The sequence below is a fragment of the Blautia parvula genome (assembly GCF_020215665.1).
In the GTDB taxonomy this organism is placed as follows: domain Bacteria; phylum Bacillota; class Clostridia; order Lachnospirales; family Lachnospiraceae; genus Blautia; species Blautia celeris.
The window spans coordinates 124,773-141,589 of record NZ_CP084061.1; the positions used below are offsets into that span (position 1 = coordinate 124,773).

At 49.3% G+C, this 16,817-nt stretch carries 18 protein-coding genes; 16 read left to right on the forward strand and 2 right to left on the reverse strand.

Annotated features, from left to right (window positions below; translation table 11 throughout):
- The first annotated feature begins 52 nt into the window (after positions 1-52).
- Complete coding sequence (locus LC508_RS00715; RefSeq protein WP_054352326.1) at positions 53-457, forward strand: MerR family transcriptional regulator; 405 nt, start codon at positions 53-55, stop codon at positions 455-457.
- A 94-nt stretch (positions 458-551) separates the two neighbouring features.
- Here the strand turns inward: LC508_RS00715 and LC508_RS00720 are convergent, their stop codons facing one another.
- Positions 552-1,451 carry an AraC family transcriptional regulator gene (locus tag LC508_RS00720; RefSeq protein ID WP_158587362.1) on the reverse strand — a complete coding sequence of 300 codons (900 nt, stop codon included), beginning with the start codon at positions 1,449-1,451 and terminating at the stop codon, positions 552-554.
- A gap of 194 nt (positions 1,452-1,645) precedes the next feature.
- On the opposite strand from LC508_RS00720, the gene LC508_RS00725 reads away from it, so the two are divergent.
- On the forward strand, positions 1,646-3,589 hold the full coding sequence (locus tag LC508_RS00725; protein ID WP_103731195.1) for a glycoside hydrolase family 127 protein: 1,944 nt from the start codon (positions 1,646-1,648) through the stop codon (positions 3,587-3,589).
- 78 nt (positions 3,590-3,667) lie between these two features.
- Here the strand turns inward: LC508_RS00725 and LC508_RS00730 are convergent, their stop codons facing one another.
- A complete protein-coding gene (locus tag LC508_RS00730; protein WP_054352330.1) occupies positions 3,668-4,234 on the reverse strand; it encodes an HD domain-containing protein in 567 nt (188 codons plus the stop codon).
- A gap of 237 nt (positions 4,235-4,471) precedes the next feature.
- On the opposite strand from LC508_RS00730, the gene spoIIIAA reads away from it, so the two are divergent.
- The 14 genes from spoIIIAA (at position 4,472) to LC508_RS00800 (ending at position 16,804) form a co-directional block, all read left to right on the forward strand.
- Complete coding sequence (gene spoIIIAA, locus LC508_RS00735) at positions 4,472-5,443, forward strand: stage III sporulation protein AA (protein ID WP_033141206.1); 972 nt, start codon at positions 4,472-4,474, stop codon at positions 5,441-5,443.
- Positions 5,437-5,955: a stage III sporulation protein AB gene (locus LC508_RS00740; protein WP_103731194.1), complete on the forward strand. Its 519-nt coding sequence runs from the start codon at positions 5,437-5,439 to the stop codon at positions 5,953-5,955. Before spoIIIAA ends, LC508_RS00740 begins: the two co-directional genes overlap by 7 nt.
- Positions 5,956-6,007: 52 nt before the next feature.
- Entirely contained in the window at positions 6,008-6,202 is a 195-nt protein-coding gene (gene spoIIIAC, locus LC508_RS00745) for a stage III sporulation protein AC (RefSeq protein WP_026255597.1), read from the forward strand.
- Positions 6,203-6,220: 18 nt separating this feature from the next.
- Positions 6,221-6,607: a stage III sporulation AC/AD family protein gene (locus LC508_RS00750; protein ID WP_018596529.1), complete on the forward strand. Its 387-nt coding sequence runs from the start codon at positions 6,221-6,223 to the stop codon at positions 6,605-6,607.
- On the forward strand, positions 6,604-8,025 hold the full coding sequence (locus LC508_RS00755) for a stage III sporulation protein AE (RefSeq protein WP_118594148.1): 1,422 nt from the start codon (positions 6,604-6,606) through the stop codon (positions 8,023-8,025). Before LC508_RS00750 ends, LC508_RS00755 begins: the two co-directional genes overlap by 4 nt.
- Positions 8,026-8,037: 12 nt before the next feature.
- On the forward strand, positions 8,038-8,394 hold the full coding sequence (locus LC508_RS00760) for a stage III sporulation protein AF (RefSeq protein ID WP_052099419.1): 357 nt from the start codon (positions 8,038-8,040) through the stop codon (positions 8,392-8,394).
- Entirely contained in the window at positions 8,391-8,876 is a 486-nt protein-coding gene (locus LC508_RS00765; protein WP_033141203.1) for a stage III sporulation protein AG, read from the forward strand. Before LC508_RS00760 ends, LC508_RS00765 begins: the two co-directional genes overlap by 4 nt.
- Before the next feature lie 61 nt (positions 8,877-8,937).
- Positions 8,938-9,723, forward strand: coding sequence for a SpoIIIAH-like family protein (locus tag LC508_RS00770; RefSeq protein WP_033141202.1), 786 nt, complete (start codon positions 8,938-8,940; stop codon positions 9,721-9,723).
- Positions 9,724-9,816: 93 nt separating this feature from the next.
- Positions 9,817-11,409, forward strand: a complete 1,593-nt coding sequence (locus LC508_RS00775) for a peptide chain release factor 3 (RefSeq protein WP_033141201.1) — start codon at positions 9,817-9,819, stop codon at positions 11,407-11,409.
- Between the two features lie 128 nt (positions 11,410-11,537).
- Complete coding sequence (locus LC508_RS00780; protein ID WP_033141200.1) at positions 11,538-12,077, forward strand: M48 family metallopeptidase; 540 nt, start codon at positions 11,538-11,540, stop codon at positions 12,075-12,077.
- A gap of 283 nt (positions 12,078-12,360) precedes the next feature.
- Positions 12,361-13,122 (forward strand): ATP-binding protein, encoded by a 762-nt coding sequence (locus LC508_RS00785; RefSeq protein ID WP_054352336.1) that lies wholly within the window; start codon positions 12,361-12,363, stop codon positions 13,120-13,122.
- Between the two features lie 15 nt (positions 13,123-13,137).
- Complete coding sequence (locus tag LC508_RS00790) at positions 13,138-14,343, forward strand: 2-hydroxyacyl-CoA dehydratase family protein (RefSeq protein ID WP_103732582.1); 1,206 nt, start codon at positions 13,138-13,140, stop codon at positions 14,341-14,343.
- On the forward strand, positions 14,336-15,982 hold the full coding sequence (locus tag LC508_RS00795) for a 2-hydroxyacyl-CoA dehydratase family protein (RefSeq protein WP_052099418.1): 1,647 nt from the start codon (positions 14,336-14,338) through the stop codon (positions 15,980-15,982). Before LC508_RS00790 ends, LC508_RS00795 begins: the two co-directional genes overlap by 8 nt.
- 27 nt (positions 15,983-16,009) lie before the next feature.
- Positions 16,010-16,804 carry an acyl-CoA dehydratase activase gene (locus tag LC508_RS00800; protein WP_103732581.1) on the forward strand — a complete coding sequence of 265 codons (795 nt, stop codon included), beginning with the start codon at positions 16,010-16,012 and terminating at the stop codon, positions 16,802-16,804.
- The last annotated feature ends 13 nt before the right edge of the window (positions 16,805-16,817 follow it).

Genomic DNA, 16,817 nt, shown 5'->3' on the forward strand with positions numbered 1-16,817 from the left:
GTCAATAAAGGACCTTAACTTTGTTATATACGCCGAAAATAAGGAGGGTATTATGACAACATACACAATAAAACAGGTTTCCCAGATGTTTGGGCTGCCGGCATCCACGCTCAGGTACTACGAGGAGATTGGTCTTTTGCCTGCAGTGGAAAAGACAAAGGCAAATCAGCGCATTTATACCGAAGAGCATATCGGCCGTCTGGGCGCCATACGCTGTTTTAAGGAGACAGGCATGTCCATGGCAAAGCTTCTGGAGTTTTTTACATACGAGGAGGAGGAACAGGAGCATATCGGGGAAATCCTCGCTCTGCTAAAGGAGCAGGACCGGCATGTGGCAGAGCAGATTGAGAAACTGCAGTCTGCCAGAAAGCAGATAAACCGTAAACTGAGATATTACAGTGACATTAAGGCGTCCATGGACAGCGGGAGTACATATCCTTTCTGGGGTGACTACTAAAAAAGGCTGCCGCTGTTTCCGAATGCGCGTCATAGCGTGTGAGTCTTCTCATGACCGAAAAACAGCTCTCCCTGCCGCTGCTTCCGGGTGCGTATCAGAGTGTGTTGATCTTTTTCTGGTCAAAGGCTTTCCGGTACTGGGTGGGAGTCATGCCTTCAAACTGCCGGAACAGTTTCATGAAATGCTTTTCATCCGCGAATCCACACATGGAAGAAATCTGCCGAATGGTCAGGGAATGGCTGTTCAGCAGATTTTTTGATACGCTGATGCGTGTGCGGTTGATATAGGTGACAAGGGGATAACCGGTGTATTGTTTGATCAGTGCGGACAGGTAGGTAGGGTGGTACCCGAATTTTTCCGCCAGGCCGCTGACTGTAAGGGGCTGGTCAAAATGGCTCTGCACCCATTCTATGATATCCTGCACGGCAGTCGGCAGAAGGTCCTGTCCAAAGTGCTCTGCCTGCAGATACTCACGGCTGATCTCCAGAAGCAGCAGATTCAGCGCATGGCGGCAGCTCCAGGTCCTCTGATAGCTGCTGCGCTTAGCCAGATCCAGAAGCTGGAGAAACAGGAGCTGGGAACGTTTTTCCGGGGAGATTCTGCCGTGCTCCGGAAGAAAAACCTGCTCGGCAGAGAAGGCATCTGTGAGGGGAAGGCCCCGGGCCTGCTGATAGATTCCGGCAGAATGAGGCAGATTTTTGACCGTATCCGCAGGAGTGCCCGGCAGTGCAAAATGCACCCAGCAGTAGGAGAGATATCCATGGGAGGGCTTATAACCATAATGGGTGCTGCCGGGAAACAGGACGAAGAATTCTCCCGGGCCCACATCGCAGGCCCTGTCGTCCTGGCAGATGTGCAGTGTTCCCTCCTGTACCAAGATCAGAACAAAGAAGTCCAGGGTCCTGCTTAAATGCATAAATCCGTTTTCACTTATAAGGTTGCCGCAGGTCAGGTATTCTGCCGGCTTTGAGGCATCACAAATACAATGCAACATCTGGGATATGACCACCTTTTCTTTTGATTTATATGTTGTTTCCGAAATTGTAGATGATACAATCATTTCATAAGATAAAACCTGATAAACAAAGGGAAAAAATAGGAATCCGGCTGCTGCCTTACAAAGTTTTCCATATCTTTATGGTAGCACGGGGAATCTTGGAATTCAACATGAAATTTAGGAGGTATGGCATGTTAGAAAAGAAAGTGAAAATGATGCCGCTGGGCGATGTATCGATTCAGGATGATTTCTGGAAAGAGTATATGGAGCTGGTGAGAAACCATGTGATCCCTTACCAGTGGGAGGCATTAAATGACAGGATCGAGGGGGCGGAGCCCAGTTACTGTATGCAGAATTTCCGTGTTGCCGCTGGTATGGAGGAAGGCTGTTTTCAGGGAATGGTATTTCAGGACAGTGATGCCTATAAGTGGCTGGAGGCTGTGGCCTACTCTCTCATGTGGCATCCGGACAAGGAGCTGGAGGCAACGGCGGATGAGGCCATTGATATCATCTGTGCGGCACAGCAGCCGGACGGGTATCTGGACACCTATTATATCCTGAATGGTCTGGAAAAACGCTTTACAAACCTTATGGATCACCACGAGCTCTACTGCCTGGGTCATATGGTGGAAGGTGCTGTAGCCTATTATAAGGCAACCGGAAAACGGAAATTTCTGGACACAGCCATTGGCTATGTAAATTGTGTTTATGAAAATATAGGAAATGCGCCCGGTAAGAAACCCGGATATCCCGGTCATGAGGTAGCGGAGATGGCCCTTGTGGGACTCTATGAGGTGACAAAGGATGAAAAACATCTGGAGCTTGCCAAATATTTCATTGACCAGAGGGGGCAGGCACCGCTGTATTTTGCAGAGGAGAGGGAAAAAAACGGCAATGATTTCTTCTGGAAAGACAGTTATTTCCAAGACCAGTATTATCAGGCCGGCAAGCCGGTCCGCCAGCAGGACAGGGCAGAAGGCCATGCGGTACGTGCCGTATATCTCTATACGGGAATGGCTGAAGTGGCCAGTGCAGCCGAAGACCGGGAGTTATTTGAAGCCTGCCGGAAAATCTGGAATAATATTGTGGAAAAGCAGATGTATGTAACCGGTTCTATCGGTTCCTCGCAGTACGGTGAGGCATTTACCTTTGACTATGATCTGCCAAACGATACGGTTTACGCGGAAACCTGTGCTGCCATCGGATTTATTTTCTTTGCCAGAAGGATGTTTGAGATCACAAAGGACAGCCGGTACACAGATGTGATGGAGCGCTGTCTCTACAACGGAGTAATCAGCGGCATGTCCCTGGACGGTAAGAAATTCTTCTATGTAAATCCTCTGGAGGCCGTGCCGGAGGCTTCCGAGAAAGATTATCACAAAAAACATGTGAAAGTGGAGCGTCAGAAATGGTTCGGATGCGCCTGCTGCCCTCCCAATGTGGCCCGTCTCCTCTCCTCCATCGGGGGATATGCTTATGAGTACAATGAGAAAGAGATCTATATGAATCTGTTTATCGGCGGCAGTATGCAGGCTGTTCTGAACGGGAAAAAGAATCAGTTCCGAGTGGAGACTGATTATCCGTGGAGCGGTGATGTGAAGATACAGGTGGAAAATGAGGCGGATACGGCGTTTACATATGCCATCCGCGTGCCGGGCTGGTGCCGCGGCTATAGCCTGAAACTCAATGGGGAAGCGGTGGATTGTCCTGTGGAGAACGGATATCTGCTTTTAGACCGCTGCTGGAAGAACGGGGACGTGCTTGTATTTTCCATGGAAATGCCGGTGGAACTGGTGGCAGCCAATCCAAAAGTCAGGGAGGATGTCGGTAAGGTGGCAGTGATGCGCGGTCCGGTTGTGTATTGCCTGGAAGAGGCGGACAACGGGGACCAGCTCCAGGAATTATACCTGGATGAGAATCCACAGTTTACAGTGAAATATGAGAAAGATCTGCTGAAAGGGGTTGTGACACTGACCACAGAGGGAAAACGCCTCTCAGAGGATGAGTGGGATGAGAAAACGCTTTATAAACCCTATGCGGGAAGAAAATTTGAGCGCAAGACGCTGAAATTCATTCCATACTATGCCTGGACAAACAGGACAGTGGGTGAGATGCTTGTGTGGGTGAGAATTTGAGATACAGACAGAGACCATAAATAGGAAACGCCGGACTGCGTGGGAGGATTGTTATCCCGGGGTCCGGCGTTTCCTGATTTACTGCCCTTTGGAGTGGGCTTTCGTCTCACTGTCCAGCACATTCCGCATTTCCTCCAGCAGGATATCATCGGTAAAATACGATTTTCCGTACTGAAGATTAAAGTCGTAGTCAAAGTCCGGCGGATTTTTTCCTGTATTATGCTGGATGATCGTCTCCGCCTTATCCAGAGCCTTTACCAGACGGGCTTCGGGCGTTTGGCCGTCCTCATACTCCTGCCAGACGGCCATGAAATCTTCTTTTTGTTTTTCGGGCAGCAGGGAGAAGACACGGCTGGCAGCACGGTATTCCTCCTGGTACTTGCGGGAACTGTCCGGGAGGAGTGCGGCGGAGATGTCGCCTTCATAGATTTCCCCTATGTCGTGGAGAAGGCACATGAGCAGTGTTTTTCGGATGTCCAGCCCGGGGTACTCTTCCAGCATGACCGCGGCAAAGAGCGCAAGGTGCCAGGAATGTTCCGCGGTACTTTCCTGTTTCCCGGAACCGGTCCAGGCTGTCCTTGTCACGGATTTCAGCAGTTCCGTCTCTTTCATAAAAGCCAGATAGGCGTCTATGGTTTCTTTCATGATCTCTCTCCTTTTTAAAATGAACCGCGTCCAAAAGCGTATTGGAAAATTTTCAAGCGCTTACATGAACTGCTGCAAAAAAATGCAGTTTCAGGACTTGCGGAGATAGTATCAGCATAAGATAAGAAGAAAAAAAGGTCAACAGAAATCTGCGCAAACCCATATATACTCTGCGTCGAGATATTTTTCGTATGAAACAGGGATTGTCCTCATATATTATCTTAAAGAGGTGAGACAATGAGAGAAAGGGATATTATACGGTTATTTCCCCAGAAGATCAGGGCAGCCCTGGAGCATGCGGAGTTTGATATGGAGCACTTGTATGAAATCAGGCTGAGGGTCAACGCGCCGCTGATCTTAATTTACAAAGGGAATGAGTATTTTCTTACAAAAGAAGGAAAACTGACCAAGCAGATGCAGGGCGTCTGCCAGGTAGAGGCAAAGGACCTGCGGGAGACCATGGAGTATGTGAGCAATTATTCCATGTACGCATTTGAGGAAGAGATCCGGCAGGGATTCATCACCATTCAGGGAGGCCACCGTGTGGGAATTGCCGGTAAAACGGTACTGGACGGAGCAAAGATCAAAAGCCTGAAATACATATCTTATATAAATCTGAGACTTTCACACCAGATAAAAGGATGTGCCAACCAGATTCTTCCCTATGTGGTCAACAAGGGGAATGTCTGCCACACCCTGATCATTTCCCCGCCCATGTGCGGGAAGACCACCCTGCTGCGCGACCTGATTCGACAGGTCAGTGACGGCAATACCTATCTGCCGGGCATGTCAGTGGGGGTGGTGGATGAGCGTTCCGAGATCGCCGGTTCCTATCAGGGGATTCCGCAGAATGACCTGGGAATCCGCACGGATATTTTGGATTGCTGTCCAAAGGCGGAGGGTATGATGATGCTGATCCGCTCCATGTCACCGGAAGTGGTGGCCGTGGATGAGCTGGGGGATTATGAGGACATTCATGCCATTGAATCCGTTATCCACTGCGGATGCAAGCTGTTTGCCACGGTTCACGGAAGCTCCATTGAGGATATCAAGAGGAAGCCCCTGATGCAGCGTCTGGTGCAGGAAAAGATATTTGAGAGGTATATTATTCTCCACAATAAGGACAAGGCAGGAAAAGTGAAGGCCGTGTTTGATGAGAGGGGCACCTGTCTGTTTGATGAAACAAGGAGGAGAGGAACTTTATGCTGAAAGTGCTGGGAGTCTGTCTTGTGGTGCTCTCCTGTACGGCTCTGGGTTTTGAGAGAAGCCTGAAGCTTACCAGAAGACTTTCCGGTCTTCGGGAGCTTCAGCGGATGGTCCTGCTTATAAAAGGAGAGATCAGCTACCGCAAGGAGGCGCTTCCGGAGGCTCTTATCCGGGCAGCAGGCAGACTGACCCCGCCGTTTTCCGATTTTTTGAGAAATGTGGCAGAGCGGGCGGATGCCTATGACGGAATCTTGTTTGCCGATATTTTTATGCAGGAGGCGGAAACCGCGTTCGGAGACAGTGCGCTTACAAAAGAAGACAAGGAGGAGCTAAGACAGCTGGGCCAGTATCTGGGCTATCTGGATATTTCCCAGCAGGAAAATGCCATGGCTTTGTTTCAGCAGGAATTGGAGCGGAAAATTCAGGCAGTGCAGGCTGAGATTCCTGTGAAAAAAAGACTTTATCAGAGTCTGGGGGTGCTGGGAGGAATATTTCTTGCCATTACGCTGATCTGAAAAAAGGCAGGGCACGCGGGACATGAGATCCAGGAGGAAGGGAGGAAGATAAGTGGAGGTAACAATTTTATTCAAAATCGGCGCAGTGGGGATTCTGGTCTCTGTGCTGTGCCAGATTTTAAAACACAGCCAGCGGGAAGAACTGGCTTTTTTGACAAGCCTTGCCGGACTTTTACTGGTGCTGTTCTGGGTGCTGCCTTACATCAACGATTTATTCCAGACCATACAGGAGTTATTTGCGCTGTAGAGGAAAGGAGGGCTTTGGATGGAAGTGGTGAAAATCGTCATGCTGGGCATGACAGGAGTGGTGCTGGCGCTGTTTTTAAAAGAGACAAAGCCGGAGTATTCTCTGTATCTGAGCCTGGCAGTGGGAATCTGCATCTTTACCTTCATGGCGCAGAAGCTCTCCTACCTGCTGGACTCTGTGCTGAAGATCCAGGAGTATGTGCCTGTGGATACAAAATATCTGACCATACTGCTGAAAATGATAGGGGCTGCCTACATCGGCCAGTTCTCCGCCAGCATCTGCAAAGACGCGGGATACGGGGCTATTGGGAACCAGATTGAGATCTTTGTCAAACTTTATATCATGGTATTGTCCATGCCGGTGCTGCTTGCACTGATGGAGGCCATCTACGGGTTTCTGGTATGAAAGGGGGGATAGGAAAAAGAGTCAGGGCAGCAGGATGCGTGCTGGCAGTGCTGTTTCTGGTATTGGCTGCGGCAGTGGAGGTGAGAGCCTCTTTTTTTTCGGCAAATGCAGGACAAGATGTGATGAAAAACCAGCCGCAGAATACCGTAACGCAGGATGGGCAGCCAAAAGATAACGGGGACGGAAAAGCGGCGGAGAAGGGGAATGCGGCAGAGAACAGGAATGCGGCAGAGAATGGGAATGCGGCAGAGAATGGGAATGCGGCAGAGAACGGGAATGCGGCGGAGAACGGGAATACGGCAGAGAACAAAGACGCAGCAGATGAAAAGTCAGAGGAAGAGATCCGTCAGGACACACAGAGTGCCACAGAGGAAAAACTCATGGATGACATGGAGTTAGAGCAGATGCAGGATGCCATCAATGAGCTTCTGGGGGAGGAAAGCTTCAGTCTGGAGGACGCCCTGCATAAGATTTTAAGCGGAGAGAAGCTGTTCTCAAAAGAGTATTTTTTTGCGCTGGCCAAGAATTTTCTGCTGGAAAACCTGGCGGCGGAGAGGGATACCATGATCCATGTGGTGCTGCTGGTGCTGCTGGCTTCTCTGTTTTCCAATTTTTCCAATGTATTCAACAACGGACAGATGGGGGAGATCAGTTTTTACATTGTATACATGCTTCTTCTGGCAGCTTTGGTGCATTCCTTCGGTACACTCAGCATAGAGATAAGTGAGGGGCTGACAGGCTTTGTCACTTTTATGAAAGCGCTGATGCCCTCCTACTTCCTGGCAGTCACTGCGGCTACGGGGAGTGCCACAGCCATGGTCTTCTATGAAGTGGTCCTGGTGCTGGTGTATGTGGTACAGGTTATCTTTTTAAAAGGTGTTCTGCCGGGTATCCATATATACGTGCTGCTTCAGCTTGTAAACTTTCTGCACAGTGAGGATTTCCTCTCCAAAATGGCAGAGCTTGTGAGGACCATAGTGGAATGGGTCATGCGGACCTGTATAGCAGTTGTGATCGGAATGCAGATCATCCAGAACATGATAAGCCCTGCCATAGACACGCTGAAGCGGGACGTCATCGGCAAGACGGCGGCAGCTATCCCGGGCATCGGAAACGCCATAAACGGCGTGACAGAGGTAGCCCTCGGAACCGCTGTCCTGGTGAGGAACGGGCTGGGAGTTATCGGGATCATAGTCATCCTGTGTGTGGGACTTCCCCCTGTCATCCGGCTGGGGATGACGACTCTGCTCTACAAGCTTTTGGCAGCCATTGTCCAGCCTATTTCGGACAAAAGAATGGTGGGGGCTCTGGCTACCATCGGGGACGGCTGTATGCTGCTTTTAAAGGTGCTGCTCACTATGGAACTGCTGTTTTTGATCACCATTGCAGTACTCACCATTTCATTTATCGGACATTAGGAGGCCGGCAATATGACAGATACCCTTTACGGCTGGATGCGGAACCTGGCGTGCTACTTTATTTTTTTATCCGCAGTGATGCATTTTCTGCCGGACAACAATTATAAAAAGTACATTCAGTTTTATATGGGACTGCTTCTGATACTCCTATTGCTCTCGCCTGTGCTGGATTTCCTGCAGCTTGAGAATAAAATCGACGCGGGTGTGGACCGGTACATGGAAGAGGAGGAGCGGGACCGGGAGGAATGGGAGAACTATGCAAGGGAGATTGAGGAGGAGTACGGCTGGAATAAAAAAAGTGAGGATACCGGGGATACACAGCCGCAGGATGAGGAAGATTCCCTGCAGGAAGGAGCGGTGGGACCATGAAGCCATTTCCGGAAATGCTGAAAAAGGAGCAGATTGTGGTAGTGCTGCTGGCAGGCATCCTGCTGCTCATCATTGCCATGCCTGTGAAGAAAAAGGATACCGAGGAACAGACTGCCAAGAGTACACCCACAAGCGAAGCAAGCCAGAAAACCAATTATGAGGACCAGCTTCAGCAGCGGCTTAAGGAGGTGCTGGCTGAGGTAAAGGGAATCGGAAAGACAGACGTCTTCGTCACATTTGAGGACACAGGAGAGAGGGTGGTGGAAAAGGACGGCACAGACACCGTATATTCCAAGGATTCCAAGGGCAACCAGGAGCCGTATCTGTCAAATGAGCGTTACCCGAAAATAAGCGGCGTAGTGGTTGTGGCCGAGGGCGGGGAAGATCCCCATGTAATTCAGAATATTCAGGAGGCTGTGCAGGCATTATTTCAGGTAGAAGCCCATAAAATTAAAGTAATGAAGATGGTGACTGACCGCTGACGCCCAAAAAGGCGTTCTTTCGGCAGGGCAGTTGCTAAAATGAATTAAAGGAGTAGCTCGCATGAAAAAAATCTTTAAGAAGAATCAGGTCATTATCACCGCACTGGCAATCATGATCGCGGTTGCCGGGTACATCAATTATTCAGATAACCATCTGGGGATTGACAAGACACTTAAGAAAGCCAGCACAAACACAGCGGATGATAAGAGCAAAGAGACAGCGGACGCAGACGGAATCGTGGAGGATATTGACAGCCTGGATTACGACCTTACAGACGAGTCCGCTTTACTTGAAGAGAATGCAGCGGCGGAAAACGGGGATACCGGCACCACAGAGGACAATAATACAACACAGGATCAGAGCTCCTCATCCACAGACGGCACAGCCACTGGGGAGGACGGAAACACCACGGACAACAATGCAGACAGCAAAGACGCGTCCGCTGAGACACCAGGTGAGGCAGTTCTGACAGGAGCATCCAATTTTGTGGCACAGGCAAAGGTCAGCAGGGAACAGGTGCGCTCCGCCAACAAAGAGACCCTTCTTGAGATCATCAACAATGAGAACATTGGAGACGAGCAGAAACAGGAAGCCATTGCATCTATGGTGAAAATGACAGATCTGGCTGAGCAGGAGGAAGCTGCGGAGCTGCTGCTGGATGCCAAGGGATTTGAGAACGTGGTAGTGAATCTGACCAATGACTCCGCGGACGTGATCGTTCCCCAGGAGTACATGGCAGATGATAAACGCGCCCAGATCGAGGACATCGTAAAACGGAAAACAAGCGTTCCGGTAGAGAATATCGTGATCACACCAATGGATGAAGGAACCTCCGACGGGGAATAATGAGATAAGAGAAAGTTTAAGAAGTCCTTGACACCATATTCCCGGTATACTAAAATGTTTTAAGCGTGTTAAAAGAATAAGGAGGTCCCTCAAGTGGCTGACTATACGAAAGAAATTACGAAAAGACGTACATTTGCGATCATATCCCATCCCGATGCCGGTAAGACCACACTGACGGAAAAGTTCCTTCTCTACGGAGGAGCCATCAATCTGGCAGGAAGTGTGAAGGGCAAGGCAACCTCACGCCATGCGGTTTCTGACTGGATGGAAATTGAAAAAGAGAGAGGTATTTCCGTTACTTCCTCTGTGCTGCAGTTTAACTATGATGGTTATTGCATTAACATATTGGATACTCCGGGACATCAGGATTTCTCGGAGGACACATATCGTACCCTGATGGCAGCAGATTCTGCGGTCATGGTCATTGACGCCTCAAAAGGTGTGGAGGCACAGACCAGAAAGCTGTTCAAAGTCTGTGCCATGCGTCATATCCCTATTTTTACCTTTATCAACAAGCTGGATAGGGATGCAAACGATACCTTTGATCTGCTGGACGACATTGAGAAGGAGCTGGGAATTCCCACCTGCCCCATCAACTGGCCCATTGGTTCCGGCAAGAAGTTCAGAGGTGTGTATGACAGAGATACCGGGAAGGTACTCACCTTCTCCGATACCATGAAAGGTACAAAAGAGGGGATTGAGGAAGAGATCGGCATTGACGAACCGCGCCTTGATCAGGTGCTGGATGCAGAACAGAAGGAACAGCTTCTGGAAGAGATCGAACTGCTGGATGGTGCCAGTGCGGAATTTGACCAGGATCTGGTCAACCAGGGAAAACTGTCTCCCGTATTTTTCGGCTCCGCCCTCACCAACTTTGGTGTAGAGACATTCCTTGAGCATTTCCTGAAAATGACATCCTCACCGCTGCCAAGAACTGCGGATATCGGAGTCATTGACCCTATGAAGGAAGAATTCTCTGCTTTTGTATTTAAGATTCAGGCAAATATGAATAAGAACCACAGAGACCGAATCGCGTTTATGCGTATCTGTTCCGGAAAATTCGACGCTTCCCAGGAAGTGTACCATGTCCAGGGAAATAAAAAGATGCGTCTTTCCCAGCCTCAGCAGATGATGGCTTCAGATCGTCATGTGGTGGAGGAGGCCTATGCAGGTGACATTATCGGTGTCTTTGACCCGGGCATTTTCTCCATCGGCGACACAGTGTGTTCACCGGGAAAAAAATACGCCTATGAAGGTATCCCAACCTTCGCGCCGGAGCATTTTGCAAGGGTTCGTCTCATGGACAGCATGAAGAGAAAACAGTTTGTCAAAGGTGTCAACCAGATTGCCCAGGAAGGTGCGATCCAGATCTTCCAGGAATTTATGGGCGGCATGGAGGAGATCATTGTAGGCGTAGTAGGTGTCCTGCAGTTTGACGTGCTGAAATACAGACTGGAAAATGAGTATAATGTGGAAATCCGTCTGGAGAACCTGCCGTACGAACATATCCGCTGGATTGCCAACAAGGAATCCGTGGATATTGAAAAGCTGACAGGAACCTCAGATATGAAGAAAGTAAAAGATATGAGAGGAAATCCGCTGCTTCTGTTTGTCAATGCCTGGAGTGTGGGCATGACGCTGGACAGGAACGAAGGCCTGGAGCTTGCGGAATTTAGCAGAAACTGAGAAAAAGAGTCCGACAGGGCTCTTTTTTAATTGCCTGTTTTCAAAGGAGGAAAAATACAGTATAATAAAAAAGCGGCAGAAAGTTTCGTCAAACAGAGAGGGGAGTGCACAGCAACGGGGGTAATAAAATGGAATACCAAATAATTTACGGCAGCAGGACTACAGTGGGAATCCAGATCACACCGGAAGGGAATGTGGTAGTCCGGGCGCCAAAGCATTATCCTAAGCGAAAAATCAAACAGTTTGTACGAATGAAAAAAGAATGGATACATAAAAAGGCAGAGGCCGGGAAAACCGATGCCTGGTATATCAATGCCCAGCCATATCAGAAGGAAGAAAAGGCCCAGTACCTTGATTCTGCACTGGAAATCTTCGCTGTGAAAGCAGATTACTATGCGTCACTTATGGGAGTTTCTTATGAGCAGATCCAGGTTATGGAAAAATATGGTCAATGGGGAAAATGCACAAAGGACGGCAGGCTCTTTTTTAACTGGAGACTGATCCTTGCACCGGAGGAGGTGCTGGACTATGTGGTCATCCTCACACTGGCCCGTGTGAAAAATTATCCTTTTCTGACCATCAGACTGGTGGAACAGCTCATGCCGGATTTTCAGGTATGGAAACAGTGGCTGAAAGAGCGTTCCATTTTGTTATGGAGCCGTGAGTGAGCCGAAGATCCATTTTAACAAAATAAGTAATGATTGCAAAGGCAAAGCTGTCAAATAGCTTTGCCTTTTGTATTTTACGAAAAATTATGGATATTTATCGGATGAATTGCATGAAAATACATTCTTGTTCCGGAGATACAAATAATATTTTGAAATACAAAGTAATATAGATATAATTTACAGAAAAATATAATAAAAATAAACAAATTGCATTGACTATAATCGGTCGAATCTCTATAATAAAGGTAACAGTGCAGCGTGAACACAGGAGGTGGATAGGCGTATGAGAGAAGCAAAAATCATTGCCGTTGCAGGTAAAGGAGGTGTGGGAAAGACATCGGTTTCCGCCATGATCGTTCGTATCCTGACACGGAAATATCCGGATGCCAGGATCCTGGCCATCGACGCGGACCCGGCTGTAGGGCTTGCCACAGCACTTGGGGTTACTGTGGAGAGCACCATGGATGACATACGGAAGGCAATTGTTGAAAATGTTCAAAAAGGTCAGAAAAAGGAAGCGGTGGAGTGCCTGGGGGAGGCCAGAAATTTAATGTTTGATGCTCTGAAAGAGCAGGAGGGATTTGCGTTTCTGGCGATCGGACGCCCGGAGGCTGCAGGATGTTACTGTGCGGTAAACGCATATCTGAAGGAAGTCATCACCATGATGGCAGAGCAGTTTGACTATGTGGTGATTGACGGTGAGGCCGGGATTGAACAGATCAACCGCCGTGTTATGGAGCGCGTGACCCATTTGATTCTCATCACAGATCCCAGCCAGAAAGGGCTGCAGGTCATCAAAACCATAAAAAAAGTGGCGGATGAGCTGGTCATGTATGAAGCCTGCGGTGCGCTTGTGAACCGTCTGCCGGATACGGAAATGCTGAGGTTTCTGGATTTTGAGAAGATTCCTTTTCTCGGGTCCATCGGACAGGACAGCAGTCTGACAGAGTTTGATCTGAAGGGGGAGAACATTTTAGACCTGCCTGACAGTTCCCTGCTGGCAGCAGGCGTGGGAGAGGCACTGGAAAAACTGCATATTGTATAAGGAGGTGTGAACCGGGTGAAAGATTTAAAGCACTTGTTTTACTTTGAAAACCTGCTTCAGGAGGCTAACAATGAACTGGTACAGCAGGCAAAAAAGGAGGGAAAACTGGCGATTGGATATACCTGTTTCCATATGCCGGAGGTTCTGCTCAATGTGGACAACTGTTTTTCTCTCAGGATGAGGGCGCCCAGGACAGGTTCCCTGGAGATTGCCACATATTACATGTCAAACTATACCTGTGAGTATTGCCGCGCCCTTTTGGAGCGGGCAGTGGAGGGCGGCTACAATTTCCTGGACGGTATAGCAGCGGTTGATGCCTGTGCCCAGATGAACCGTTCCATGGAAAATATCCTGGTGCAGAAGCTGATACCGGGAGACAAATTTTTCATGTCCCATGTGGATGTGCCCTATAAGGTGACGGAACATGGGGTGGAGCACCAGGCAGAACAGATTCGGACAAAGGTCTTTAAAAAACTTGAGGAAAACTACGGGGTGGACACTTCGGATGATGCCATCAGAAAGGCCGTGGAGGAGCACAATAAAATCTGCCGTATCATCACAGAGATCGGGGAATACCGCAAGGAAGAGAATCCCCGCATTACAGGCTACGAATTCCATATTCTGAACCTGGTCACCTATGTCTGTCCGAAATATCTGATCCTGGACAGGCTGCAGGAGACGCTGGAGGAGATTAGAAACAGAGAACCGGATGAAAAAAAGAATTACCGGGCCAGGGTGGTCATTGCGGGCAGTGAGATCGATGACCCTGATTTTACGAAGCTGGTGGAGGAGGCCGGTGCCCTTGTGGTAGCAGACCGTTTCTGCTTTGGCTCCTTTCCGGGAAGACAGGAGATACACATTGGAGAAGAGGAGGACGCACTGAAGGCAGTATGCCGCAGATATATGGAGGACAGCCAGTGTGCCCGTTATATGAGCCACGAGAAGATCCAGGCAAGACGTGATTTTGTGAGAAAACTCTATGAGGATTACCATGCGGACGGCATTATATATGAGCAGTTAAAATTCTGTGACTACTGGGGATATGAAAGAGCCTTAGTCAGTCATATCATGCAGGAGGAATACGAACTTCCGGTACTGTCCGTGGACAGACCTTACAGGGTCGGCTCCTCCGGGCAGATGCGTACCAGGATCCAGGCTTTTGTGGAACGGATGGAAATTAAGAAGATCCAGAACCAGAGAGGAGGCGCCCTCCATGGATAAAAAAATAGAAGAACTGCTGGAAAAGGGAAAAGAACTGAAAACACAGGGCAGTGAGATTCTGAAAAAGGAGAAAAAAACAGTCTCCAGAGCCTTTCATGCCTGGAAAGACATGGACCATCACAAGGGAGATGTCCACACCGGTGAGCTGACAACCGCCTTCAGAGAGTGGAGAGGTGTAAAGGACACAGCCTACGACTTTGCAAAATGGCTGCAGGTGTGGGGAGATATGAGCCTTATGATCATGAAAAATCCTGTGGGTTCCGTAAAGGGACTGTGGAAATACAGATGGTTCAGTTCCTATCTGCAGACCCCCATGTTCATTGACGCCCAGCTCACAGGACTGCGCGGGCCGCAGCTCCGTATTGCCAGGGAGCATATGAGGATGATCGTGCGGTTCTGTACCCGCCTTCTGGAAAACACCTTCAAGGCAGATGAGAACCTGAACGGACCCAATGCCTTAAGCGATAAAATCGTACTTTTTGACGAGATGATGCCCATACATATCATGGCAGGTTTTCCGAACCTCATAGGCATGCCGTCCCAGATGGCCCCTGTGTACATCACTTCCCTTCTGGATCAGCAGATGCAGGTACATTATCTGGATGAGACGGAAAACTACGGGCTTCCGGCAGACGTATGTCCCCTTCCCTCCGCGGAGGCAGGATGCGGCATCGCCGGGGATTATCCCATATTCGGAAAATGCTATATAACCAGCAGCATGCCCTGCGACGGAAGCGTTATGACAAATATATTCCAGGACAGATATTTTAAGCTCCCCACCTATCCGCTGACTCTTCCGGTGCGCTATCTGGATGAGCAGGCCGTGGACTATGCGGTGGAGGAGATCAAGGGTATGATCCGCTTTATCGAGGAGAATACAGGGGAGACATTTGACTGGGACGCTTATTTTGAAGCCATGGAAAGATACAATAAGGAGACAGAGTATGAGCAGGAGAAATGGGATGTAAACCAGACCGCGTATCCGCAGATCACAGGCTCCATCCTGGCTATCTACCGGGAGCTGAGCTATATGGCAGACGCAGGCCGGGATCCCAGATTTTTGAAGACAGATGAGAGAGTGAACAAGATCATGATGAAGGCCTACAGGGAGAAGAACCCCTGTGCAAAAGAGATGCGGCACCGGGCTGTGGTATGGTCCTGTCCGGCCCACTATTACGCCAACTTCGGAAATTGGGCAGAACAGTGCTGGGGGATTGATGTGCTCATTGATATGGAGAGCATGATGTCCATGAAATTCATCAATACGGAGGACAAAGAGGAATCTTTAAAGGATATTGCATGGACCTATGAGCGAATGGCCATGAGAAAACACACCAACGGCGGCTATGCCAATGTGCTGGATGAACTCTGGAAGGTCTGTGAGGAATTCCATGCGGATATGGTTATCATGTACAGCCACATTTCCTGCAAGACCATGGCAGGGCTTCAGGGACTGTTTGACGATCAGGCAAGGGAGCGGGGAATCCGTTTTATCTGGGTGGAACACGATCTGATGGACCCCAGAACGGTCTCCAGGCGCCATATGAGAGAGTCCGTGAACCGCTACATGCGCACAGTCATGCATGAGGAACCCGTGGACCCGTCTTTGGAAGATTTTGACGATGAGAAAGAATGGTAGATATCCGGGAAAAGGAGGTTGCAGGCAATGAAAAAATATTATGGGGGTTGTGACGTGGGCTCCACCTATACCAAATGCGTGATACTGGATGAGGAGGGAAATATAGCTGCCCACACAACAATAAAAAGTAAGATCAATCCATCGGAAAGCTCCGTGATCGCCATGGATGAAACCGTAAAACAGGTGGAGGAGTTAAAAAGCCCGGAGGACCTGGCTTATCTCATCGGCACCGGCTACGGAAGAAACAAGGTACCCTTTGCGGACGAAAATATCTCGGAGATAAGCTGCCATGCCATGGGTGTCCATGTGACGAATCCGGAAGTGCGCGCCATCATTGATATCGGCGGACAGGATGTGAAGGGAATTGCCATAGACACAGACGGCACCGTCAAGAACTTTGCCATGAATGACAAGTGTGCCGCCGGAACGGGACGCTTTTTCGAGACCATGGCAAATGCCTTTGAAATGTCCCTGGAGGATTTTTCAAATCTGTCTCTGAGCGCGAAAAATGTCATTCCCATCACTGCCCAGTGCACCGTATTTGCGGAGAGTGAAGTGATCACACTGGTAGGCGAGGGAAAGGCAAGGGACGAGATCGCAGCCGGCATTGAGCTGGCAGTGGCAAAACGCTGTTTTGTCATGGCAAAGAAAGCCGGTGTCACGGACAGGATCACCCTGACCGGAGGCTGCGCCAAGAATGCAGGACTGAAAAAGGCCATTGAGCATGTTCTGAAGGTAAAAGTGATCGATCTGGATGTGGACCCGCAGCTTATGGGCGCCCTGGGCGCAGCGGAATATGCCCGCCAGAAGGGCAGAAGATAAAGGAGGAATCCCT